24 protein-coding genes are annotated in these 25,964 nt (G+C 31.5%); 3 read left to right on the plus strand and 21 right to left on the minus strand.

Annotation, left to right across the window (positions count from 1 at the left end; translation table 11 throughout):
- The 21 genes from FA048_RS13550 to FA048_RS13650 all read right to left on the minus strand — a co-directional run bounded on the left by FA048_RS13550 (position 1) and on the right by FA048_RS13650 (position 22,287).
- Positions 1-780: an FkbM family methyltransferase gene (locus tag FA048_RS13550; RefSeq protein WP_169306875.1), complete on the minus strand. Its 780-nt coding sequence runs from the start codon at positions 778-780 to the stop codon at positions 1-3.
- A 94-nt stretch (positions 781-874) separates the two neighbouring features.
- Positions 875-1,888, minus strand: coding sequence for a glycosyltransferase family 4 protein (locus tag FA048_RS13555; RefSeq protein WP_136841890.1), 1,014 nt, complete (start codon positions 1,886-1,888; stop codon positions 875-877).
- A gap of 6 nt (positions 1,889-1,894) precedes the next feature.
- Positions 1,895-3,055 carry a glycosyltransferase family protein gene (locus FA048_RS13560; protein WP_136841892.1) on the minus strand — a complete coding sequence of 387 codons (1,161 nt, stop codon included), beginning with the start codon at positions 3,053-3,055 and terminating at the stop codon, positions 1,895-1,897.
- Positions 3,052-3,762, minus strand: coding sequence for an FkbM family methyltransferase (locus FA048_RS13565; RefSeq protein ID WP_205943487.1), 711 nt, complete (start codon positions 3,760-3,762; stop codon positions 3,052-3,054). Before FA048_RS13565 ends, FA048_RS13560 begins: the two co-directional genes overlap by 4 nt.
- Positions 3,763-3,803: 41 nt before the next feature.
- Positions 3,804-4,511, minus strand: coding sequence for an FkbM family methyltransferase (locus FA048_RS13570; protein WP_136841896.1), 708 nt, complete (start codon positions 4,509-4,511; stop codon positions 3,804-3,806).
- On the minus strand, positions 4,508-5,449 hold the full coding sequence (locus tag FA048_RS13575) for a glycosyltransferase family 2 protein (protein ID WP_136841898.1): 942 nt from the start codon (positions 5,447-5,449) through the stop codon (positions 4,508-4,510). The genes FA048_RS13570 and FA048_RS13575 overlap by 4 nt, the downstream gene beginning before the upstream one ends.
- Positions 5,442-6,380 carry a glycosyltransferase family 2 protein gene (locus FA048_RS13580; protein ID WP_169306877.1) on the minus strand — a complete coding sequence of 313 codons (939 nt, stop codon included), beginning with the start codon at positions 6,378-6,380 and terminating at the stop codon, positions 5,442-5,444. Before FA048_RS13580 ends, FA048_RS13575 begins: the two co-directional genes overlap by 8 nt.
- Positions 6,377-7,696, minus strand: coding sequence for a glycosyltransferase family 4 protein (locus FA048_RS13585; protein ID WP_136841904.1), 1,320 nt, complete (start codon positions 7,694-7,696; stop codon positions 6,377-6,379). The genes FA048_RS13580 and FA048_RS13585 overlap by 4 nt, the downstream gene beginning before the upstream one ends.
- 24 nt (positions 7,697-7,720) lie before the next feature.
- Entirely contained in the window at positions 7,721-8,581 is an 861-nt protein-coding gene (locus FA048_RS13590; protein ID WP_136841907.1) for a glycosyltransferase, read from the minus strand.
- 5 nt (positions 8,582-8,586) lie between these two features.
- Positions 8,587-9,597, minus strand: a complete 1,011-nt coding sequence (locus tag FA048_RS13595; RefSeq protein WP_205943488.1) for a glycosyltransferase family 2 protein — start codon at positions 9,595-9,597, stop codon at positions 8,587-8,589.
- Positions 9,588-10,805, minus strand: a complete 1,218-nt coding sequence (locus FA048_RS13600) for a glycosyltransferase family 4 protein (RefSeq protein ID WP_136841910.1) — start codon at positions 10,803-10,805, stop codon at positions 9,588-9,590. Before FA048_RS13600 ends, FA048_RS13595 begins: the two co-directional genes overlap by 10 nt.
- Positions 10,793-11,902 carry a DegT/DnrJ/EryC1/StrS family aminotransferase gene (locus tag FA048_RS13605; protein ID WP_136841913.1) on the minus strand — a complete coding sequence of 370 codons (1,110 nt, stop codon included), beginning with the start codon at positions 11,900-11,902 and terminating at the stop codon, positions 10,793-10,795. The genes FA048_RS13600 and FA048_RS13605 overlap by 13 nt, the downstream gene beginning before the upstream one ends.
- A 37-nt stretch (positions 11,903-11,939) precedes the next feature.
- Positions 11,940-12,692, minus strand: a complete 753-nt coding sequence (locus FA048_RS13610; protein WP_136841915.1) for a class I SAM-dependent DNA methyltransferase — start codon at positions 12,690-12,692, stop codon at positions 11,940-11,942.
- 13 nt (positions 12,693-12,705) lie between these two features.
- On the minus strand, positions 12,706-13,131 hold the full coding sequence (locus FA048_RS13615; RefSeq protein WP_136841917.1) for a cupin domain-containing protein: 426 nt from the start codon (positions 13,129-13,131) through the stop codon (positions 12,706-12,708).
- A 10-nt stretch (positions 13,132-13,141) separates the two neighbouring features.
- A complete protein-coding gene (locus FA048_RS19945) occupies positions 13,142-14,377 on the minus strand; it encodes an ABC transporter ATP-binding protein (protein ID WP_136841920.1) in 1,236 nt (411 codons plus the stop codon).
- A gap of 39 nt (positions 14,378-14,416) precedes the next feature.
- A complete protein-coding gene (locus tag FA048_RS13625; RefSeq protein ID WP_136841923.1) occupies positions 14,417-15,271 on the minus strand; it encodes an ABC transporter permease in 855 nt (284 codons plus the stop codon).
- A gap of 67 nt (positions 15,272-15,338) precedes the next feature.
- Positions 15,339-16,478 (minus strand): glycosyltransferase family 4 protein, encoded by a 1,140-nt coding sequence (locus tag FA048_RS13630; protein ID WP_136841926.1) that lies wholly within the window; start codon positions 16,476-16,478, stop codon positions 15,339-15,341.
- Positions 16,468-18,258, minus strand: coding sequence for an asparagine synthase (glutamine-hydrolyzing) (gene asnB / locus FA048_RS13635; protein ID WP_136841928.1), 1,791 nt, complete (start codon positions 18,256-18,258; stop codon positions 16,468-16,470). The genes FA048_RS13630 and asnB overlap by 11 nt, the downstream gene beginning before the upstream one ends.
- A 200-nt stretch (positions 18,259-18,458) precedes the next feature.
- On the minus strand, positions 18,459-18,965 hold the full coding sequence (locus FA048_RS13640; protein ID WP_136841931.1) for a UpxY family transcription antiterminator: 507 nt from the start codon (positions 18,963-18,965) through the stop codon (positions 18,459-18,461).
- Positions 18,966-19,087: 122 nt separating this feature from the next.
- Positions 19,088-21,478 carry a GumC family protein gene (locus FA048_RS13645; protein ID WP_136841933.1) on the minus strand — a complete coding sequence of 797 codons (2,391 nt, stop codon included), beginning with the start codon at positions 21,476-21,478 and terminating at the stop codon, positions 19,088-19,090.
- Positions 21,478-22,287 carry a polysaccharide biosynthesis/export family protein gene (locus FA048_RS13650; RefSeq protein WP_136841938.1) on the minus strand — a complete coding sequence of 270 codons (810 nt, stop codon included), beginning with the start codon at positions 22,285-22,287 and terminating at the stop codon, positions 21,478-21,480. Before FA048_RS13650 ends, FA048_RS13645 begins: the two co-directional genes overlap by 1 nt.
- Positions 22,288-23,399: 1,112 nt before the next feature.
- Between FA048_RS13650 and FA048_RS13655 the strand changes: the two genes are divergently transcribed.
- The 3 genes from FA048_RS13655 (at position 23,400) to FA048_RS13665 (ending at position 25,925) form a co-directional block, all read left to right on the plus strand.
- Positions 23,400-23,804 carry a hypothetical protein gene (locus FA048_RS13655; protein ID WP_136841939.1) on the plus strand — a complete coding sequence of 135 codons (405 nt, stop codon included), beginning with the start codon at positions 23,400-23,402 and terminating at the stop codon, positions 23,802-23,804.
- A 182-nt stretch (positions 23,805-23,986) separates the two neighbouring features.
- A complete protein-coding gene (locus FA048_RS13660) occupies positions 23,987-24,739 on the plus strand; it encodes a glycosyltransferase family 2 protein (protein ID WP_136841942.1) in 753 nt (250 codons plus the stop codon).
- A gap of 61 nt (positions 24,740-24,800) precedes the next feature.
- Positions 24,801-25,925: an MraY family glycosyltransferase gene (locus FA048_RS13665; protein WP_225872543.1), complete on the plus strand. Its 1,125-nt coding sequence runs from the start codon at positions 24,801-24,803 to the stop codon at positions 25,923-25,925.
- The last annotated feature ends 39 nt before the right edge of the window (positions 25,926-25,964 follow it).

Here is a 25,964-nt window from a genome sequence, read left to right on the forward strand (position 1 = left end):
CTAATTTATAGATTGATAATCCATCTTGTTAAAACTTTGTTGGGAATTGTTATTTATGGCTAATAAATTTAAATCCGATTCATGATTTGAAGGCAGAAATTGTGTTAAGACTATCTCTTCGTTTTTAAAGATTGGTATATGAATTGAAAAATTAAGGGATTCTAAAAGTTTAATTATTTCTAATGGATGATAATTGTATTTAGAGGTGTTAATTGGAGAATATTCAAAATAGATTGCAGCGCAATTTTTTAGATTTTGCAGTGCCCCCTGTAAAACAAATAGCTCGTAACCTTCAACATCAATTTTTAAGAGAGAAATTTTAGGCAATATCACTACTTGATCTAATTTCTTCATCTGTACGCGTAATGTTCTTTTATAGCTTATTCCCTCTTTAACTACTCCATTTTGATCATCAGTACCAATATTGGAAAATGTTATTTCTTGATCTTTTTCTCCTAAAGCAACTTGATAGGTGTGGGCATCATATAACTGATTTAATTTAAAATTTCTTTCTAAGGTTTTAAAAGTATTAGGATTGGCTTCAAATGCATAAACTGAAAGGTTGTTTATGTTTTTAAATGATGCTAAGCATAATGTGCCAATATTTGCACCTACATCAACATAAGTATCACCACTTTTTAAGAGACTTTTGATAATCAATTCTTCTTCATTTCTACTATTCGGATCAACAAAACAATTTAATGCTAAAACATTTCTAGAAAAATTAATCTTATAATTACCTTTTTTAATTTTAAGAAAGCGGCTTATTCCCGATAACAAGAAGAAATATCCAATCGCTAATCTTAAACTATTGGGGTGATTTAGAATTAATTTAGTATGAAAGGTAATTTTTTTAATAATTTTTTCCAGGATATTATGTGTTTAAAAGAGAGTGGTATATATTGATATAATCATTTACGATTTTATTGCTTGAAAATCTTTTTTCGGCACTTTCCCTAGCTTTTTCTCTTAAAATTTTCGAATAATTATTCACATATTCGCATAATTCATTAAAATCGTTAGCCAAGTAACCATTAACACCATGTTCAACTACCTCAAGGACAGCGCCTTTGGGATAACCAATGACAGGAGTGCCACAAGCCAATGCTTCGGCCATCACAATGCCAAATGGTTCATTCCATTCTATGGGCATCAAAAATGCACTAGCATTTCCTAAAAGTTCATTTTTTTGCTGATCGTTTACTGGGCCTATATATTTAATTTTTTCACTTAGATAGGGCTTAACTTCCTTATCAAAATAACCTTGGTGCTCATTAGGAATATTTCCTGCAATAATGAGTTTTTTGTTTGTTGCAAGTGCTACTTTAACAGCATTATGGGTTCCCTTTAAAGGCTCTATCCGACCAAGAAATACCAATGGAGCATCGTCATTAACTTTGCTGTTAAAATTATATATGCTTAAATCAACCCCATTATAAACCGTATGAGAAGGGGCGTAAGGGCTAATTTGTTTACTAATGTAGTCGCTACATCCTGTAAAAGACAATGTATTTTTACGAGCAAATTTTAATGCTTTTTGTATCTGACTAATTGTAGGTTCCCTTTGATATGACATTAACTTTGGAATGTTTGTCATTAAAAATGGCAATAAATAGGCTAAACGGCTAAAACTGTGAATAACATCGGGTTTCCATGTACCAAGTTGATTAACAGCCATAATATTTTTCAGGTGACCTATTGTTCCATTCTCAGCATAAGGGTACTTAATTAGCTCTACATTTACATCAGAATCTTTATGCGCCACCAATATCACGTCATGGCCATTCTTAGCTAAACCTTCAACCAAAAAGTGTATTATTCTTTCAATACCACCATAATTTATTGGAGGAACCGGGATAAAAGGATCAGCTGTAACTGCGATTCTCATACTAGATTAAATATTTAAATGATGCGTGATTTTATGGATTGAATTTATAATGCTATGTTCATTTAATGACCTTTTCTGCCCATTAATACGGAGTTCATTTCTTTTATTTTTATCTCTTTTTAACATGTCTATTTTTGCAAGCATTTCTTCTACATTAGTGTAGGTTTCAATTTCATTTCCCAAATCATAAAGAATTTCTAATCCCTGGGTATACTCCGTTAAGTAACATGCACCAAGCATCGGAGCTTCTATATCTCTTAATCTTGAGTAAGTATTAGGGTTTTTTAATGGATATCTAAAACTTGGATAACGATTGACACCCAAAGTAATTACACTTTGTTGTGTGATTTTGATATACTCATCAAACTGAAGCTTGCCATGTAATTTGGTTCTTAAGTTTACTGAGATAGGGGTTGAACTATTTTTTTGTTTAAATTTCTCATAATATCCACTTAACCCAAACCTATTTATAAAATCGAGCTGATTTTTCACCGTTTTTAAGTAATTACTTTTTGGTGCGGCCTCCCTATATAGCTCATTTTCTGATTTAAGCCAACCTGCACCATAAATCTTAAGATCGACGTTTTTATTAACGATATCTTCGAATAACATTGTTCGTTGAATATCTTTAGAACCAATAAAAGATACCTCATTAATTTCTGTAGCTGCAACATAACGATACTGTGGTTCTACCCACATTGGCATTGGCAAGTGAATAAAATTATACTTGCTATTTTTATACATATCAAGCGCTTTGTATTCAGGTACCCAATTGAGGTCAAATACTGAGAATTCCTTAGGTGCTTTTGTAAATTCTCTAACATTATCACAAAAGAAATTTACACAGGGAATTCCCATGGATTTTATTTGGATAATGGTTTGCTCATCAACTTGATGAGGATATAAATAACTTAAAAAAAGTGAAATGGGTTTCTTTTTATGCTGCTTTCTTATTTCATTTAAAGTAAGCTCCCATGTTCTTGATTTCCAACTCGCAAGTTCAACAGCATTTTGAGAATGAACTAGACCCTCGGCCCAATCAACAGCTGCCTCAGTCCAATTATAACCTGCTTCTTCAATTCCATTCTTAATATAATATTCCCAAAAAGAATAGGCAGGGATTTTATGGTTTACTTTGGATTGAAAAAAAGCTAAAAAGATATTCATGCTTTATGTTTAGCAAATAAAATATCGATCTGACTCAAATTTTTCCCCTTCGGAATATTTTGTCCAAAAGCTTTTACCTTAAAATTATGTGAATTCATAAACAAGATCACCTCTTCAAATAACGGCTGGTTTTTATAGTATTCTATAAAGCTAACTTCCATTATTATATATTTAGTATGCTGAAGAATAGCTGTTGCTCCTTTTAAAGCTTCAAGTTCATATCCTTGGATATCTAGTTTAATTAAATCTGGTTGTAATAAATTTTCTTGCTTTAAAAAGTCATCTAATTTTACAATTTCAATATCCAATTTTTCAATTTCAGTAATTTGAAATTCATCACTTAATACCTGTGTAGAACTCAATATGCTAGATGCATCTGCGAAAGAACTGAGGTTAATTTTTGAGGCTATATTTTCATTACCCACCGCATAAGGATATAATTTAATGTGTTTTAAGTTCTGAGTGTTTTTATTAAACTCATTTTCACAAAGCCTTAAAGGTTCAAATGCATAAATGTATGAATTGGGAAAAATGCTTTTTGCAAGTAAAGTCCAAGTGCCTGCATTGGCACCGATGTCCACTATTACCTTAATTTCCGATTCTAAATTAACTAGCTCTAATAATTCTAATGAATCGATATGGCCTAACTTTAAATTTTTAGCAGGAGTAGATTTTAATTTATCTAACCTGCCTTTATTTTGAAGCAAGTTATTAAGCCTTGAAATTATTTTATTAAAAAAAATCATTATTAATTAAAAAGGTTTTCTTCAATAAAAATGGTGTTAACATAAGTATCGGCAAATATTTTATATCCATTTTTTGACATTAGGTTTATTATTTCTTCTGATTTTACCCCAGTTAAGTTTGTAGAATAAGAAATGGTTTCGATGCAAAAAATTTTAGGTCGGTAAGTGTTAAAATCAAACTCATTTAATATTTCTACATCAACTCCTTCAGCATCAAGAGAAATTACGTCTGGGCAGGTTGTAAAATTAAATTTTATTAGGTCATTTATATTAATAAGTTCCATAGGGATTGATTTGAGAATTTTTGCCTCCCCATTTTTTTCCATCCTGTTTGCCTCCTCTTCAGAAAAGGTACTTAGTAAAGAATTTTCCATCATGTAATAGGTGCTGGTTTTCTCATTATTTATACCAACTCCTACATTTAAACATTTATCTCTTCTTCTATTTCTTTTAATCTGATTAAAAAGTTTTGGATTTGGCTCTACACAAACACCATTCATGCCATTTAAGTACATTAAGAATGTATTGTTCATATTAAAAGGATGATTGGTACCAACATCTAAGTAAGTAACCTTTTTTAGCTGAAGTGATCCGATAATGAATTGGATAATCAAATCTTCGCCAGTTTGAGAGAAGCTTAACTTAGTATATATATTGAAAAATTTACTCAATATTTTATTAAAAAGGTATTGGCATTTAAGTATGATCATATGTATTTCTTTAAGCGTTTTATTATTTTCCAGCCAAAAATTTTAATTAACCCTTTGGTTTTAATGGTGGCTGGAAATTTAATTGTAGGCTTAGGTAAAGTTGTTAAGTATATTTCAGCTTTTTTTACCAAGTCGGTTTCGCTAGGATAATAATGGTAAATAAATGACTGCCAAATATTTGCAGCACTTAATAGGGCAGCATTACTTTTGCTTTTGTTTAATAGATAACTAATACTTAACTCCATCGATCTAAAGCAAGATTCACTAGCTTTTCTGCCTTGTTGCCCTGCTAAACTGTTTTCATTTCCTGACCTATAATATAACATGGATTGTGGAGAAAATATAACTTTTTTTGAAGCTAAAATGGTCTTGGTAAAAAACTCTAAATCATCCACTAGCGAAAGACTTTCATCCCATAAGCCAGTATTGTTAATTATGGTGCTGGGAATCAAAAAAATTCCAGACTGGGTCATCGATTTGCCTTCTTTCCAACTAGTACATATCCAATCAATAGATTCCATATCTTTCCAGCATTCTTCAGGCCTTAAATCAAGATTACTTAAATCGTTATTGTAAAATCTTCCCCACTTACCAGATATTACACAATCTGGATTTGCCATTGCCAATGTTACCTGAGCCGAAATCATCTCTTTATTTATAACATCATCGGCATCAAAGAATTTAATTAATGATCCAGTAGAAAGGCGATATCCATAATTTCTAGCAGCAGAAGCTCCATTGTTTTCTTTAGAAAACACCTTTATTTTTTCGTTCTTATATTTTTCTGCAATTAATAAGCTATTGTCTTTACTGCCATCATTAACAATGATTAATTCCCAATTTGTATAGGTTTGATTAATCACACTTTCTATTGCCTCAGAGATATATTTTTCTCCATTGTAAACAGGCATGATAATAGACACTAGAGGATTAAGCACTTGTTCTTAGCTTGTTTTTGAATATTCGAATCATCAGTTCTCTAGCTCGGATAGCAAAATATGCGTTAAAAAAAGAAAGTAATTTAACGACTGAGCTTTCATTTCTCGTTATTTTTGGATCGAGCTTTAAGGCTAAATCTACAGCTTTTTTTGAAGTTTGCCAGTCTGATAAACTTGCAAGAATGATGGCATTTGCCCATAATTTTTGAGCAATTTCATTGTTGTAAACCTTCCCAACTTTTTCAGCATTTATCTTCATTACTTCAAAGTGAGCCTGTGCACATTTTACTTTATTTCCATCAGACATCGAGTTTTTAATATGATAATTGATGATGCTAATTTCCTTTTCAACACCAAAAGTAAGTCCAGCGATAGCTAATTTGCAATGAAACGCAACATCCTCATTGTAAATAATTTTTGCATCGATATCATAACCTCCGATTTTCTTTAATTCTGCAACCTTGTATAAACCACAAAATGGATTAATTTGGTTAAGTATCGCATATTTAACAGGATCTTGTTTAAGCTGATCTGAATCGAAATCTGATTTTGATATTAATTGATGGGTTTCATTATCTCTATACTCAAAATCAAATAGAACTACATCTTGACAATTATCTTTATTAATCCATTGATGCGCAAGAGTAGTGAAATTAGGCAATAACTCGTCATCTGCATCATGGAAATGCACCCATTTGCAATTTGTTGTCTCTAATAGTTTGTTTTTTCCATAGGAACAACCTCTATTTATATCGCCATTAACCACTTTTGCCCCATAACTTAAAGCTGTTTCAACTGTAAGGTCAATACTGCAATCGTCATAGACTAAAATTTCATCAAATGGAATTAGTTGGTTACCTGCTGATTCGAGCAATCTGGGTAAACACCAAGCCGCATTATATGCAGGTATACACAAAGCTATCGTATTCAAAACTTGGTATTTAATTTTTTCTTTAATCTATTAATCATGTGATTAAATATGTATTTTAAAGGTAAAACATCTAAAACCTCAGGTAATAAACTGTTATTGGGTTTATAGATTTGCTCTAAATAGATATTCGATACTGGAGGATTGAAATTTAATAGTATTTGTTGGTACAAATTTAAATTTTTCTCAATTAAAAACTCACAATTGAGGGTTGTATTCATAGTTTTATAACCTTCGTTAATTAGCTTTTCATAGGCTACATCATCCAAATTTGCAATGGTTTCTAAGCAATTTGCTAGTTCTTTTGGATCATTAGCCGGGTACTTAAAGCCATTAACGCCATGGTTTATTAGAGTAGATGAACCTGCGCCATCTGAACATATTATTGGTGTGCCCACACTCAAATATTCTAGAAACGTAAAATTAAACATGTCCCAAGTTGATGGAATAACTGCGAATTTAGCAGCGGCTTGCTTTAACTTAATTTTTTCATTAGGAAGTACATTTTGAGGCACAATTTTTTGTCCCCAAATGGTTGGGTATTTATTTTTTAAATAGGTTGATTTAGAAATTTTTGGAGAGTAATCCATGTCTCTTCCGTACCAATGAATAGGAATATTAAAATCAGGAATTAACTCCATGGCTTTAGATAATTGCTCTGGACCTTTCCATTGTTGAATACGAGCACAAACAATCCCGAAATCCTCTTTTTTTATGTGGTTAAATTCTGTTGGCGCTTCATAAATCGGTAAAATATAGGTGACTTCTTTATTTGGTAAAAGTTTTTTCCAGAACTCACAATTTTGTTCACTGTGAGTAACCAATTGATCACAGCGTGAGAGCATTAGCAGCTCTGTTTGCCTGTTTAAATCTCCATTTAGTTTATCATTTAGCTCAGGTTGATGTAATTCTATTTGACCACTACTGCCATGCAATCGCGTAATTACAGGCTTGGTATGGTTAATTAACCATGGAATATAACCTAAACCAAAGTCAGTACACTCAATAATATCATAACCTTCACCGCCATTACTTTGATCCCACATCGCCCAGGCGGCAGCTAAATTGCGTTGGTAAGCGGGAGATAATTTTAAGTGTTGAAATTGACTTAAATATTCAGAAAATAAGTTTGGATCTAAATCTTCACTTTTAATATTGTCCGTTTCAAAACCTGAAGTTCCTTGAAAATAACCACTACCCAATATTACTTTTACATGCTCACAAAAAGGCGCAATTTTTTTAATATACTGAATGTAATAAGTAGATATACCGCCACCAGAATGAGGATAATACTCAGGAAGAATAAATAAAAGTTTCAAAAGATATGCCTAGTATGTTATTAGCTATTTAAAGCTTTGAATGAGTAGCTGTTTAATTATAAAAAGGTTAATTCGATGGAATGGATATTTAAGGATAACTAAGATGCTATATTTAAAGGATACATTTCTTTTGTACCTTAAGTTCAATAGTCTAATTGTAAACTGTATAAGATCATCTTTCTCCCTTATTTTCAGAGTCCGTGTATCGGCTTCACCTTTTTGTATAGGCAGAAATTTTTTCCATTTATTTGTAACTATTATTTGATTACTTGCCCATTCCTTTGTTTGACTTCCAAAGCTGCAATGTTCCAAAAGAATATCATAAACAACTCCAACTTTACCAAGTTGTGCCATAGCTAAACTAAAATCAATATCGTATGCGTGGAACCCATCAATTTTCTCATCAAAAGAAATTTTTTCCCAATGGGATTTAGTAGTTCCTAATAGCATTCCATCCAAAACAGCAACTTCACTTATATCTTCTTCATTCGGATTGTCATAGTAAGAAACTGTTGTTCCATCCTTTAACTTTTGAATTTGATTGATACGATTAGTGTATTGTATATTAGAATATACTCCTGATGGAGTTCTGGTTTTAATTATGTTTCCAAGAATACCAATAAGACTTATTTTTTTGTTTGAAAGATGGTGGATAAAGTTTCTATCCCAGTCTTTATTTTTAAAAATGATATCTTCATGTACAAAGCATAAAAAGTCATATTTACTTTGCGCTGCACCTAAATTATAAGCTTGGCTTATGTTGTATTTATTTTTTGAATTGTCTATAACAATTAATTCATAAAGAAGAGATGTTGTTTCTGTTAAACTTTTCTTCAACAAGCTTAACTTTGTTTGATCGATAGAGCATGTAATGATAGACAACATTCTATCTATTTATAAATCAACGTTAAATCATTTTTGATTTTCTCTAAGTATTGCTGCACGTTTACAGAATTAAAGTACTTGTAAATTCTTTGTACATATCTAACCTCAACATGATAAAACCTAGATTGGATATACTTGAAGAATGGGATTGTCTTTTCGAATTGATGCAATTGTGCAATTAATATATTGTCCTCTTTCCATTTTTCAATAAATTTATCATTTTGAGTTTTAGCATCTGGTTGTATTCTTACTACAGCTAATGGAAATTTAACATGTTTAAGTTTTTTACCAGGTATTAACCTGAACCATAATTCAGAATCTACAGCACAGTGTAGTTCTTCTAAAATTGGTTCGTGAACTCCGGCTTTCCAAAAACAAGAATGTTGCATAATTATACCACCTACAAACAAATATTTAGGTGTTACATAATTTGCTTTTTCATAATGCAATTCATTTTTATTCTCGTCTATTACCAACGAATCGCCATACAAAACATCTGCTTTGCTTTTAACAAAGGCGCTTGCCAACGTGTAAAATGCTTGATCCATATAAAAATCATCACTATTTATCCAAGCGTAAATTTCTCCTGAAGCAAGGCTAAAACCTTTATTTATAGCATGACCTTGACCTTTATCCTTTTTAGATTCGTAAAAACTTATCCAAGGAGAATAGCGATCTAGTATTTCTATTGTGTTATCGGTACTGCCTCCATCTATTACAATGTATTCTAGATTTGGATAATTTTGTAAAAGTACCGCTCTAATTGTTTCTTCAATAAATTGACCTTGATTATAAGTGGGGGTAACAATGGTAATTTTAGGCCAACTTTCTTTAGCAGCGTAAATCTTTGGGTCTGTTTCCATATCCCATGGCCACCCTTTCCTTGTTGATTTTGGTAAATTGCTTAAAAGACCTTCTCTATCATAAATAACTTTTTGAAGAGGGTAATGCAATCCATCTTTAATGAAGCTATTTCTATATTCTTTTAAGTTAGGAAGTAGAGTATTTAAGTCCAATTTTTTCTAATTATAGCAGCTTTTGAAAATATGTGTTCTAATGCAGTTAGTGCAGCATTAATGTTAAAATTATTCCCATTTTGAAATATTCTTGAGTTTTTTTCTTCGATTTGATTTAGCATTTCTTCTACCAAAGCATTCATATCCCAAGGTTCAAAATAACGAGGATATTCGCCAAGTAACTCTCTATGACCCTTTATATTACTAATAAGTATAGGGCAATTTAAAAAGGCAGCTTCTAAAGGAGGCATATTAGAAGGCCCTAAATAAGTTGGCATTACTAGTGCAATCGCATTTTTATAATAGGTAAACAAATCTGAGTTATCTACAAATCCAAGTGTTTTAATGTGATTATCCAGGTTTTTATTTTTGATGTAGTTTTGAATGTACGTTAAATTCCCTTTGTCTGAACCAGTGAATATAAGTTTTAGCTCCGGGTGTTTTTTAAGCACTTCTTCAAAAGCATCTATTAATAAAGTATGGTTTTTATGAGCCCAAAACTGCGCTGGGTATAGAAAAAATTGTTTAAATGCTAAATTAGAATTTCTTAATGTTTCTTGTTGCACCTCAAGAGGTATATTTTCATGGATAACTTCGCCTGGAAAAATTGGCATTACCTCTATGCGGTCAGGATTAATGTTTGTATATTTTATAAGTTCTTCTTTCCCAAATTCAGTTTCTGTAATAATAATCAATGCTTTTGGCAATATGTTTTTATAATATTCAGTCCTAGTTTCAAAATCTTCTAAAAATTCTGGAAACATAAAGGTCGATATATGCCCAATATCCCAATAAATGGTTAAAAATGGGAAATTGTAAGTATTGCCATCGGGATTTAGATAAAATAGAACCTTAACCTGATTCTCATCTAGTACTGCTTTGATTTTTTTATTTCTAGCATCAGAATGCCTTTCTTCTTGTTGCTTTAATAGTCCTTTGAAAAGATTAAATGGTAATTGCTTTAATAGTTGAATGGAAGTTTTTCTTATTAAATCTCTAAAAGTATAGGTGCTAAACGGATGAAAAGTGATTAATGGTTTCTGCGTTTTTATGTCTTTTTTTTCAAAGTTGAGAAATACTATTTCTACGTTGTTTTTAAATTCATAAGTGTCAATAGCTTTAACCAATTGCTTAGTATAAGAGTAGCTACCACCTGCCAGAGGATTATAATCGAAACTAATAGGGATCCCAATTTTTAACTTATGCATTCGATAATTATTTTTTGTTGATCTATAGTTAACCCCAAACCACTTGGCAAATAAAACCCATTTCTTGCTAATTTTTCTGCTACTGGATATTTTTCATCCTTAAATAACCCCATGGTTTTAAATACAGGCTGCTCGTGCATGCACCAAAAAAATGGTCGAGTACCAATATTATTTGTAGTTAAATGATTAACTAGTCTTTCTTTTTCTTTTTCATTTGGCGCTACTAAACCAAATACCCAATAAATATTTTCTGCAAAGTCGGTTTTATCTAAAGGCAATTGGTAGCCTTTCTCTCTTAAAAAAGAAAGTTGACGTTGGTACGTAGCGCCCATCTTTCTTTTAATGGTAATAAAATCATCAATTTGTTCCAATTGAGCTAAACCTAAGGCTGCTTGCAAATTAGTCATTCTATAATTCCAACCTAATTCATGGTGCACAAACCTTGGTCCATTTGGTTCAAAGCAAAGATTTCGTAATTTTTTACATCTTTCAGCTAGCGCTTTATCATTAGTTAATAACATCCCACCTTCACCCGTAGTAATATGTTTGTTTGGATAAAAGCTAAAAATACTTAGGTCAGCTAAACTACCACACATCTTGCCTTTATATGTTTGACCATGCATTTCTGCAGCATCTTCAATTACTTTTAAATTGTGTTTTTTAGCTAAGGCTAAAATAGGATCCATATCTACTGGTAAACCATAAATATGTACAACTAATATTGCTTTTGTTTTTGGTGTAATTTTAGCTTCAACTTGAGCTACATCCATGTTCCAAGACAGCGGATCGCTATCTACCAAAACTGGTAAAGCACCTGCATTTACAACAGATTGAGCTGGAGAAATAATGGTAAAAGTAGGCATAATCACCTCATCACCCGATCCAATGTTTAAAGCTTTTATTGCAATATCTAAAGCAGCAGATCCATTACTCACTGCAACGCCATATTCACAACCAATATAAGTACTGAAGCCTTCTTCAAATTTTGAAATAAATGGACCTTCACTAGAAATCCACCCGGTTTCTATGCACTCTGTTAGATATTTCAGTTCATTGCCATTAAGCAATGGTGTATTTACAGGAATTGATTGCTGCATTATGATTTAAGTTGGCTAGCTATTAATGAGTGTGTAATTAAATTTTCTGCAATATATAACATACTCCCCATGTGTTTGTGGAAGGAATGGATCCAGTTAAAAATTCTTCAGTACCCAATAGATTAAACCCTGTTGCATAAGCTAGTAACTCAATTTCTGGTTTGCTAAAGTGGCGCATTGGGTGTTTTTCTACTATTGTATTTGTACTTTTATTAGTAAGGTTAGTAATTGCTATATCGTAATTAACTTCAACAACATTTTTTTCAGAATAGATTACAGGATCTGCTTTTCGAATAACCTCAATGGTGCCATTCTGTAAAACTTTAGTCCGTTTTTCTGGTATTTGATGATAAACAGCTGGACTATGCCAAACATCAAAAATAAACAAGCCGTCTTTATTTAAATGTTGATGAACATTTTTAAATGTTTGAAGTAAGCTTTCATTATCCGTTAAATAACTAATTACGTGAAATAAAGAAGTTGCAACATCAAAAGTTTGATTAAGATTAAATTTGGTTATGTCTGCAATCTCAAAACTAACATTTGCATTTTTTTTCTGATTAGCTATAGCTATCATATCTTCACTACGCTCTATTCCCAATACTGTATAACCTTTATTTGCTAGTAAAAATGCATGTTTGCCTGTGCCAGCTCCTAACTCTAAAATTGTTTTACTTTTGGGACGGTAGGTTTCTATCAATCCTATTACATAATTTGTTTCTAGAATATAATTTTTGTCTTGGTAAAGCAAATCATAGTATTGACTATACAATTTAAAATTTTCATTCATTCTTTTGAAATAACTATTTGTAATTTATATTTTCTTGACGATGTTCAAATCTTACTTTATCTTCATCGCCACAGTAGGGTCCTTGCTTAATTTCTATCATTTCAGCATTTTCCAACATTTCAAAACCATGTCCACCAGCTGCTAATAGAATTACATCACCTTTCTCTACTATTTTGCTTTCTAAATAATTTCTATCATCATCATAAAAATCCACCCTCACTTTGCCAGATTTGATGTATAAAACCTCTTGTGTTAACGTAACTTTTCGTTCAACTAAGTTATGTACATGAGGCTCAATTACGTATCCTTTAGGTCTATTCATATAGCCCAATTGCTGAGAGAAATCTCCAGGTGTGAAGAATGATATGCCTTCTTTTTTATAATTAGCTCGAATTATAATTGCAAGTACAATTTGTTGATGTATTATTTGTTCAACCATATTTTAGCCATTAAATTAGTTTAGATTGAGCTACTAAAAATCCTGTCCTAGCGCTGTATGGAAAGGTTCTTTCTGCCATTGGCGGCAGCGTTACTTCAAAGCTTAATATATTGTCTTGCCAATCGTAATTCTCTGCTTCGCTAGCCCCTAACCAAGCGTATATGAAATAAGTTCCTGGGATAAAACCAGTTAATTTAATTTCGCAACTATACGAAGTTTCACCTCCATTAAACTGTATAAATGGTTGTAAAGAAGGGACTGCTTCCATAATTGTTCCACCTAAGCTACTTTTTATACCAAAGACTACAAATGCAGCTGGATTTTTTGATGCAGAGCTGGTTTTAAAGCTAATCGTTAATACCAGGTCTGGTTGTGTGCCAGAAATTTGGTATTTTATGCTAGTGAAGTGTGGTCGATGCAAATTTTTCTTTGTTACCCAATTATCAATAGAGTTTAGGCCACTATTCTGGTAGTATTCTATACAATCATGAATATTGCCTACAAATTCTGACTTGCCACTATTTAGGACAATTCCATTTTTACATAGATTCATTACGGCATCCATATTATGACTCACAAATAATACCGTTCTCCCTTGGCCTTTACTCACTTCATCCATTTTACCTAAGCACTTTTTTTGAAATTCAGCATCACCAACCGCTAAAACTTCATCTACAATTAAAATTTCGCTTTCTAAGTGTGCTGCAACAGCAAAGGCTAATCTAACGTACATACCAGAGCTGTACCTTTTAACCGGAGTATCTAGGTAACGTTCAATTCCGGCAAAATCAACAATTTCATCTAGTTTGCGTACAATTTCTTTTTTACGCATGCCTAATATGGCACCATTTAAAAAAATATTTTCTCTGCCACTAAGTTCTGGATGAAAACCTGTTCCAACTTCTAATAAACTTGCTATTCTTCCTTTTCCTGAAATTTTTCCTGTAGTAGGAGAGGTAATCCGACTTAAAATTTTAAGCAAAGTACTTTTACCCGCTCCATTTCTTCCAATTATACCAACTGCATCACCTTGTTCAATTTCAAAATTGATATCTCTTAAGCTCCATACGATATCACTTTCACTTTTAGTGTTTTGATCGTTGATTTCTCCAATTCTTAAAAATGGATCTTCCTTGCCACGAAGTTTTGCATACCAACGTTCTATATCTCGGCTGATTGTTCCGGTGCCGATTTGACCAAGCTGATAAGCTTTAGATAAATTTTCTACTTTGATTGCTGCTGACATTATTAGATAATTCTGCTCTTTGGATGGAAATTATAGTTGTTAAACTGTATCTACAAAATTTTTCTCTACCTTATTAAAAACTACAATTCCAATTAATAATAGAATAAAAGTAACCCCAGAAGCGTAGCCCAAGCTTTCCCAGTTAAAACTTCCTTCTCCTAAAAAGCCATACCTAAACGTCTCAATAATAGAGGTCATAGGATTATACTCAATTGCCCAACTGTAGGATGGATATTTTTTTTCAACTTCAGATAATGGATAAATTACTGTTGTAGCATACATTAACAGTTGTACACCAAAGCCAACAAGAAATGCCAAATCACGATATTTGGTTGTCATAGCGGAAATGATCATTCCAGTACCTAACCCCAATAATGCCATTAGAATAAGAATATAGGGAAATAGTAAAATAGCCCATGAGATTTGAAAATGTGTACCTGTAAAATAATAGTAGCACATAAATGCAATGAACAATATCATTTGAACACCAAATCTAACTAAGTTGCTTACTACAATGCTTAAAGGCATAATTAAGCGGGGAAAGTAGACTTTTCCAAAAATATTGGCATTGTCTTTAAAAACGGTAGAGGTTTTGGTTAAGCAATCTGCAAAATAATTCCAGGCAGTAATTCCTGCCATATAAAAGAGTGGTTTTGGCAATCCATCTGTAGAAATGCCTGCAAGATTGCCAAAAATAAAAGTGAAAATAATGGTAGTAAATAATGGTTGTATAAAAAACCATAGAGGACCCAATATTGTCTGCTTATAGAAAGATACAAAATCTCTTCTCACTAATAATCCTAATAAATCTCTATACTCCCAAACCTCTTTGAGTTTTAAGTCAATTAGCGAAGATTTGGGTTCGATTATCCAATTTGGAGTTACATTGTTCATAGATTTGATTAGTTGTTTATTTTCCTTCCTCTTTATGGTATGGACGATAAGGTAATCTTATTGGTGTTTATGATATGATAGTTGTTCCATTAAATATCAATTCCTTAATACTTTTACAATATTTTTCATAGTTAAACGCATTAAATACTTTGTTTTGCAGTTCAATTTTTTGCTCATTATTAAGGGGGGATGCTAATAATTTTCCTAGTGTTATTTCTATTTCGTTCATGTCATCTGGGTTAACCAATTTTCCCAGGGCTCCATTTTGCAATGCATCCACACTTCCATCTTTGTCTCCTGCAACAACATTTAATCCACTAGCTAAAGCTTCAATAAATACAATTCCGAATCCCTCTTTTTTACTCGGTAACACAAAAATATCAGATAGCAAAAAATGGTCGCTTATTTCGGCCTCATCAACAAAACCAATTAATTTAACGTATTTCTTTATTTGGAGCTTAGTAATTAAATTCTCAATTCTATGCCTTTCCTCTTCATCTGGCTTGCCAGCTATTAAATAGATTAGATTTGGGTTCTTTTTGATCAAATTAGGAATGATGGCCATGGTATTATCATAGCCTTTATATTTTTCTGATGATGATAATCTACATAATGATAATAATACCTGGTGATCTTCATTTAAACCATATCTAGTTAACAAGGATTTAGGTTTGTTAAAATTAGATGGGAAGTAATAGAATGGATCGAGGGAATTATTTAAAATTTCAATTTTTTCGGGATCAATACCATGTATTTCTTTAATTTTTTCTGCTGTAAAATGACTAACTGCTATAATCTTATCTAATCTCTTTAATGCTTTTAATTTAGCGTCTGGTAATTTCCTCCAAATCTCAATTCCATGAGCTATTAGGTATACTTTTGTATTTGGACTAAACCTTTTAATCAGATAACCAATAGACAACAAATGAACATGGCTTAATAAAACTACGTCAGATCGAATTCCTTTAAATAAAGATTTAATAACAAAACGTTTCCTTTTTTCATTAAAACCATGAAATTGATGTTTCTTTAAATACCTAGAATCTCTATCGAAATTTTCGTCGTACATGCAATTTACGTTGGCTTCAACTATGCCTTCTTGTGACAGATCATATAACGATCTACATATTGTTCTACAAACCTTTTCAATACCTCCAGTAAAACTGAATACTTTTAAGGTTAGAAACAAAACTTTTTTAGCTGCCATGATATATCTTGTAAAGAGCAAAGGCAGATGACCAATGAAGGTTATTCTGGTTAAATGCTTGCATTAAGTTTTTAGCTTTTTTATTCTGGTACAAATCTGGAGACGATATATCCTTGTTTTTTTTCATCCATTCTTGAAAAGGAAATGTAAAACCCATTTTAGATCTATTCCAAGTTTCTATTGGTAATTCCTTTTTGTAAGCCTCTATCAGTAAACGTTTTTTCTGATGCTCTCCGAATTTAATAGCTGGGTGAATAGAAGTGACTAGATTGATAAAATTTACATCTAGGAAAGGAACTCGAACCTCAACACCATGGCTCATGCTCATAAAATCTGTATCTTTTAACAATTGATTTTGCATATACATATTAATCTCAAACCAACTTGCACGTTCTTCATCATTTAAATAACGAATACTGTCATCCAATGGAATATTTTGTAGGCAATCAATAACAGTTTTTAAATCTATGTCTAATAATCTCGCAATAATATCTGGGGTATATACTCCTCTCAAACAAAGGTATTCTCCTACTGGAGATTGGAAACTTAGATAGTAAAGCCTTCTTAATTTGGTGTTTTTAAGAAAACGAGCTGCTTTAATCAGTTCCTTACTAATTTTTCCCATGTTCTGAATTTTTCTTATCCGATCAAAAGATGGATAGCCACCAAATAATTCGTCAGCTCCTAAACCTGATAAGACAGATTTAATACCACTGTCTTTTGCGCATTTACAAACAAACCACGAGTTGATACCATCATTGGTGGGTTGATCCATATCGTTCAAAATCCTATCAAAATTATAAACAAAGTCACGATATGTGATGGTATGCTCTTGATAACTTGCTTCAACACGATTATAAACTACTTTACGCTGGGAACTTTCTGAATAATCAATTTCATCAAAATTTGCTGAGATAGATGTCAAATTTCCTTTCGAATAGGTATCTGCTAATAAAGTGATGATACTCGAATCAAGCCCGCCACTAAATAATACGCCAATATTAGCATCAGATACCAATTGGAATTTAATGGCTTTAGTTAATTCTTCCCTAATTCTAGTAATTGCTTCCTTTTCTTCGATAATTTTAATAGCGGTATTGAATTGGAAGTAAGAATGAATTTTAAATGAGCCATCATTTAATTCATATTTAAGGAAACTACCCTTTGGTAAACTGAATACATCTTTTAGTGTTGTAAAGGGTTCTGGAATATGCCCGAAAGCTAAATAATAAATTTTCCAATTTTCATTTTTAAACTGCGGAATCCCTGAATGTTCAAATGCTTTAATTTCAGATGCGAAAATAAAATGCTGTGTGTTTCCTTTATAATAAATAGGTTTAACTCCACTTTGGTCCCTAGTAAGATATATACAGTTTTTTTGTTTGTCATGTAAACAAAAAGCAAAAATACCGTTTAATTTTTCAAATGCAGCTTCTCCCCAAAATTGATAAGCTTTGATAATAACCTCAGTATCTGTCTTAGTTTTAAATTGATAACCATTGGCGATAAGTTCAGATCTTAATATTTTGAAATTATAAATTTCTCCATTATAGGTAATGATTATTTTTTCGTCATCACTTAACATAGGCTGATGGCCGGCTGGGCTTAGATCTAATATCGAAAGTCTTCTATTACCTAAACAAACCTTACTTTCTTCATCTAATGCAACACCAAAATCATCTGGCCCACCATGAATCATACTATTGCACATTTGTGTAACCTGATGGTTTAATTCATTCGATGATAAATTTTTAGTAATGACGCCTGCTATTCTACACATATGTGATAATCAATATTGCTTTATTGGAAAGGGTAAACTGTAGCAGTCTTTATTAATTGCTATAAAATATTTAGTACTTTAATAGGTATACTTTTTCAGGTCAAATTAACAATTTTAATGTATTTAAACTAATAAGATTATACATAGCTTCGCCCTCTCAGTTACATTGTTTTGTTTGTAACATGTTAATAATAAGCTTATTACTTTATTGGCTCTATGAATGCCATAGAAGTATTAATTAAGATAGAATAGCCAAGCGACTCTAATCGTAAAACTAAACTTTTTTTGTTCTTTAAAGATACTAATTCCGCAATAATTCCCTTAAAAGGCCCTGCTTTAATTAAAACTTTTTCTCCTAAAGAAATTTCATATTCAATTAGTTCAAGGTCAGTATCATTAGCTAATAATAACCTAAGATCTTCTAGCTGTTTATCTGGTATTGATGCAATTTTTCCAGAAAAATAGATAAAACGAGAAATTCCATAAGTTGTTAAAACTTCAGTATACTCTTTTGAGGATATATAAATAAATAGATAAGATTTGAATAGTGGCTCTTCAATAATCTTTTTACGGTCGCTCCATTGTTTAATAATTTTCTTTAAAGGCAAATAGGTTTCAATATTTTTCCGATTTAACTCTTCTTGTGTTTTTTTCTCAGCTCTAGAACGTGTGTATATAGGGTACCACTTGTAAGTATTTTCGATCATATATTTATCGCATCATCTCAAATGCAGCTTAAGCGAATGAGGATATTTAATATTTCTAGGATGAAGATTACTGATTACGGACTAATTTTTATAATTAGTTTCTGCTAAAAGTCAAACCAAAATTATTTCTTCTTCCAAAACTCCCACCATTTTTTAGGGTCATTGTCATAGTAGCCAGATCCTGCATAGCCAGAATAATCCGAATAATAATAAGTACTATTGCCACCACCTCTAGAGTAATCGGTAGTGTAGTAATTAGAATGTAGCGCATCATCACCAAATGCATTTAAAACAATAGCTAGATTGCTCAATCCATATTCTTTAGATAACCTTTCAGGGATAGCTGCCGCTCTATATTGAGATTTTCCTGAACGAATTACAAATAAATTTACATCAGACTGTCTAATTAATGGAATGGCATCAGAAACAAGACCAACAGGTGCTGTGTCTACTAGAACATAATCATATTTTGGGGCTAGCAATTTTAAAAGTTCCTTCATATTATCTGTATGTAATAATTCTGAAGGATTAGGTGGAACTGGACCAGAAGGAATAAAATCTATATTATGTACATCATCGTGCATCATTACCTCTTCTAATCTATGTTTGCCGGTTAAAAATGTACTGAGCCCTTTTTTATTATCACTACCAAAAACTTTATGAAGTTTTGATCTACGCAAATCTGCAGCGATTAAAATAATTTTTTTATCAATTAGCGCTAATGTTCCAGCAAGATTAACGGTTACAAATGATTTTCCTTCACCAGAAACCTCAGAAGTAATACAAATGGTTTTGCTTTTTTTGTTAGCTGCCAAAAAACTCAAATTAGTTCTAACAGATCGAACGGATTCCGCAAAAACTGATTTTGGCTTTGCTATGGATAATGCTTGTCTACTATCTTTATCAATATAGTCTGGGAATTTCCTTATTACTCCAATAATTGGTGTACTTGTTAAAGATTCTACAGTTTCCTTATCGTAAATATAAGGATTAAGGAAACGAACTAATAAAATTAATCCCACTCCTGCAGCTAAACCCATCATTACAGAAAAAGAATAAACTTTATTCGGATTTGATGAAATTGGAGTTGCATATGATGCTAGATTTACAATCGCAGCACCTGGAACAATTGCAGCAGCATTCAATTCAGACTCTAATTTTCTCTCTGACAAATAAGTAAGTACCTTATTACTCACATCAAAATTACTTTGATATCTTAAAAAATCCTTTTCCTTAGGGGGTAAGGCATTGATAGTTTGGTTAATTTGAGAAATTTGACTATTAATGTATTTAATTGTGTTAAGATTTCGAACTTTAGAAGAATTAACATTCATCCGAATAGAATTTTTTAAAGATAAAATCTGGTCATCTAATTCTTTAATAGGCTGTGAATTTGGCCTAAGTTCTTTTAGTTTACCTTCGCGAATTGTAATTAAAGAGTTCAACTGCGATATTAATCCACCAAGTGAAGAACTTAGATTGCCTTCCAAATTTAGATTAATAGAGGTTTTATCATGATTGTTTCTTAGCTGGTCTTCTAATTGATTAATACTGATTAGTTCTAAATCTAAAGTAGATTTTTGTTTTTCTAGATCAATTAATTTCCCAGCATTATTTTGACTCGTGGCATTAAGATCGATAATTTTATTTTTAACTTTATAACTAGCGAAATTTGACCCAGCAGTATCAGCCTTTTTGTTTGAGAATCCCAATTGTTGATCTATGAACGCTATTGTTTGTCTTGCAGAACGCCTTTTTTCTATTACATCATTTGCAATATATTCTTTCATTATCGCATTAAGCATATCAGTAGCAAAAGTTGCATTTTTATCTACAAGACTCAGAGACATCACATTAGTGTATTTTGCAGCCTCGTCTGCATTTACATTTGCTCTTCCTATAAAATCCTCTTTAGAGTTAAATTTAAAGCTATAATCTCCTAAACTTGGGATTTGACTTTTTATACTAAAGACCATATTCCCCAAGTTAATGTTTTGGTTATAGCTATATTCTGTTTTAGCTCCTTTTTCACTTGCTGACAATAAGAATTTTGTTGAGTTTACAGGTTCAACAAAATATTCATTTCTCGCAAAATCAACCGAATCCTGTTGTTTAATTTCAATCTCAAAGGGTTTACTCGGATATAGTTCTGTCTTTCTAATAGTGCCTTGAAGATAATAAGATACTTTATAGTCTAAATTTTCAATAGCTTTCAAAATAACAGCATTACTTCTTATTACAAATCCTTCAGCTTGTATTTTATCAGTATAGTTGTATACTTGAGAAGTTGCGGCTACAGAATTAACTGTAGGATTACTTTCTTGCAACTTTAATTCTCCATAAGTCTGGTAGGAAGGTACAGTATACATTAAATTGATTTTTGCAATAACCAATGAAATAAGGATACAGCCTGCAATCCAATACCAACGACTTAAAAATACTTTGAATATTTTATAAAAATCTATGTCTTGTCTTATAGATTTTGGACTTGATATACTTTCTTGAGTATTCATTATTTAGTAAATGTAAATATTAATAAAGCTACGTTGAGTAACACAAGAACTGGTTGAATAACGCTATTAACACTCTGTAATTTTTCGCTTAACGCATTACTTTTAGTTTGATTGATAATGATAATGTCGTTGTTTTGTAAAACTAACTTTGAGTATCTACTCGCTAAACTATTAATATCATTTAAATTAACATAGATAATCTCTTGTTTGTCTTTTTCACCTCTAATGATTTTTAAAGTTTTTCGATCTGCATTTTTAGTTAAACCACCTGCCTCACCTAAAATATCTATTAAAGTTGTGTTATCCCTTTCCAATAAAAAATTTCCTTGTTTATTAAATTCACCAAATAAGGTAACCTTAACATTAACAACAGAAACCTCAATTATTGGGTCTTTTAAAAGTTTATTACCGTAAATTTCTTGAAGTTTCAATGAAGCCTGTTTACGTGTTAGTCCTTGAACGTAAACTTTGCCAATTGCAGGTAAATCCACATTACCATCTTTATCAACCTGATATGAAGTCACATTAGGTCCCGAAACGGCAACTGGAGCTACACTTATCCCACCCTTAACTCCAAATTCTTTGTCTTGTAAATTTCTAATCGCTAACAGATCATTTACTTTTATTTTATAATAGATATCTCCCATTCCTTGATCATTTACCACATAAACTTGTTTTATTGTATCGGTTACAATGTCGGTAGGGGCATTAAATAAAGCTTGTTCTTTGCGTGCTGAACAAGAGCAAAGCATAAAAATGATAATTACTAGGAAAAATAAATTATTGATGCTTAAAAGTTTTTTAATCATTTTAATTTGGAAATGAATTTAGAAAAGTAAGAATTGGTTTGAACATTAAAGATGCTAAAAAAAATGATAAAGGAATGTATGTATTTAACTCTTTGTTGTATGTTGTATAAGTTAACTATTTTTCTTCTTACTATAGCAATTTTCTTTCCAAATAAATATTTAGCTAGGACAACTTATAATTTTTATAAATTATGTGGATTATACCAGCTTATTTTATTGAAGAATACAGAAAACTTATTATATTTTTCATAGACACTCGCATACCAAATTTGTTTTGACAGTTGGACATAAATTTGATAGGTATTGTAATTTAATATAGTTATAAATATGTTTTAACTTAAATATTTCAAATGATCTCTCTCAGTTTCGTGACAAGTAAAATAATACGAATTTTTGTCGCAATTACTATCCTCTGTATTTATTCAGCTAATTCATATGCTGTACAAGGTTGCTTTAGTACAGCAACTAATAAATTTTACTATATCCACTTAGGCTCTGCTAAGTATGATGGAGATTTTTTTGCAACAAGTGGAGTTGTAAGTTGCAGTACATATTCTGTTAGGATATTCACTGGCGGTACCTGTAAAATTAAAAACACAACGAGTTCAAATTATAAGCTGGCTACTACTAATATGATTTATCCATGTCCAATTGATGATTATGTCCCATTTTTTCTGATTGACAATCCTAGTTGTGTGTAGGCATGAGGAATTGTGTGTATGAAATTCCCCATAACGCAACACTTATTGTTAGTGCATTAATTTATGTAGTTTATTTAGCTCATTATTGAAAACAAAACATTACAGCTAACAAAAGACTTCTAGTGAAGGAATATATCTGTTGGAACGCGTAATAATTTAATAATTAGGTAATCAATTTTGTTAAATTTCAAAATAAAAAATTAAGCTAATTACGTTAATTTATTTGCAGAGTATTAACATAGAAGTCGTCAATAGGTATTAGATGCAGTTTTTTATGTCATATTAATTTTAGTTTAAGATTTTTTAATTATAGCAATGCATCAATTGTGGCATTGCTATTGTTTAATTATTTGTTTGACCTTATAATTTGCTTTGAGATTTATAATCCTATTATTTCTATTTAACTTTTGCATGCTTACTCGCTTATTAGCTAGTAATCCTGGCTCTAATTATGGTTGTAAGATAAATAACAGCCCTGCAACTATTTATGCGCATTGGCAGAAAACGGATATGGCGCCAGGTAATCCTTGGTGGGGCCCTTTTCACTATTATAACACATCCTCTCCTAAATATCCTATAAACTACAGCTCTAATTTAGCTTGTGGAGAGGTAAATGCTTCCGCTTCTTTTGTTGACTCCAATCAACCCTGTTTTGTGAATTTTGGAGGTGGTAATTATGTACAAGGTAATTTAGGTACGTTTACGCTTACTCCAGGTTCTTATACACCTTGTCCGATTGATGACTATTTACCAGCTTTATTTTGTTTTATTGGTGCTTATGCCATCTATTTCATCAAAAGGAGGTCCCTGGTATAAGGGAAGTTCCTATTATTGTAATGATAGCCATAAATTGTTTAGACATATAATTAAGTAGCTTAATATAATTTTTATCTTGTAAGCAAAATGGTTAGCCACATACAGCCCATGAGTAGATCTCTGCATATTTTATCTTTATTACGGTTGCATTTTGAGAGCAGCAAAATTTCTAGCAAAAACCAATGAAAGTAACCATCATCACTGTCGTTTATAACGGAGAAAAGTACATTAAAGATTGTATCGAATCTGTATTAGACCAGAACTATGAAGATATTGAATATATCATTGTGGATGGGGCATCAACAGATAAAACTTGTTCAATAATTGAAGATTATCAAGCAAAAATACACAGGTATATTTCTGAAAAAGATAAAGGAATGTATGATGGACTTAATAAAGGAATTGCATTGGCTACCGGAGATATTATTGGTATATTAAATGCAGATGATATGCTAGCCTCTAATACAGTCATTACCAATATTGTAACTTTCTTTAAAGTTAATGGTGCAGAAGGTGTCTATGGAAATCTTAATTATGTAAATGCCAGTAACCCCAATCAAATTATTAGAAAATGGATTTCTAGGCAATACACCAAAAGGGCTATTGAACTTGGTTGGATGCCAGCACACCCAACTTTATATTTAAAGAGAGAGCTTTTTAAGAAGCACGGCAACTATTCTTTAGATTTTGGCACTGCTGCAGATTATGAATTAATGATTAGATTTCTTTATAAATATAATGTTAGGGCATTATTTATTAATGAATTGATAGTAAATATGAGGGTGGGGGGAATGAGCAATTCTTCCTTAAATCAACGTTATCTTGCTATGAAGTATGACTTTAAAGCTGCAAAAAAAAACAAACTCCCTTTTGCTCTGTTAACTATTGTTTTAAAAAAAATAAGTAAGGTTTCACAGTTTTTGCATAGAAATTAATTAAATTAACTTTCTATAAATTTTAATAGGTACTTTTGGTTATACGCTCAACTTTTTTATCGTGGATTTTTTTCAGAGTCATTTAGTATATTATATTTCAATAGTTGGCTTATCCTTTCTAGTGGCAATAGCTGGTATACCATCTATTATTTTTACCGCTATAAAATACCGTTTATTTGATCGATCTGATGGGTATCGAAAATTACATCGATTGCATATTTCTAGGTTGGGCGGAGTTGCTATATTTTGCAGTTTTACGATAACAACATTGCTCTTTGCAGCAATGGTAGATTATAAACAAGCAAATTTTTTAATCACATCTTGTATTATATTATTTGCATTAGGTTTAAAAGATGATTTATATGGCATAAACGCGAGCACTAAGTTTTTAATGCAATTAGTTGTTGCTGCAATATTGGTTGTAGCTGGAAACTTTAGGTTAACAAGTTTTTATGGCGTATTTTATCTTTGGGAAGTTAATATGTTGTGGGGTAGCTTATTCTCTATTGTAGTTATAATTTTTGTAAATAATGCCTTTAATTTAATAGATGGTGTAGATGGATTGGCAGGCACATTAGGGGCTTTGGCAACTTTATGTTTTGGAGTTTTTTTTGCAATAGCAGATGCTTATGCCTATGCATTTATCGCTTTCGCTATGTTTGGTTCTGTAATTGGATTTTTGATCTTTAATTATTATCCGGCTAAAATTTTCATGGGAGATACTGGAGCGCTAATTATTGGTCTTGTTGCGGTAATTTTAGCAATTAAATTTATTGAATTAAATAAAATTGGATCAAAGCCAGACCCAAATTTTTATTCTGCTCCAGCAATCTCAGTAGCAGTTTTAATAGTGCCGATATTCGATTCGTTGAGGATATTTTTTATTCGTATTATTCAACGCAGATCCCCATTTAAGGGAGATAGAAATCATGTTCATCATCGATTACAACGTTTAGGTTTTACTGCCAACCAAATTGTTTTTTCTCTTTCCTTTTTTAATGTTTTAATGATATCTCTGGCGTTAGTGCTACAAACCTTAGGTAATTTCACTTTAATCTCAATTATACTTAGTATATGTGTGATAATGAATACATGGATTACCTATGCTATAGGCAAGAAAATAGACCGCAATTACAAGCTTACAGATGTTATCTTTAAAGATACTTTTAACCCATCAAGCAATTAACTTATTTCTTAATAGCCTGTTAAGTTAAAAACGACAAAA

It is taken from the genome of Pedobacter polaris (assembly GCF_005116505.1).
Classification (GTDB): domain Bacteria; phylum Bacteroidota; class Bacteroidia; order Sphingobacteriales; family Sphingobacteriaceae; genus Pedobacter; species Pedobacter polaris.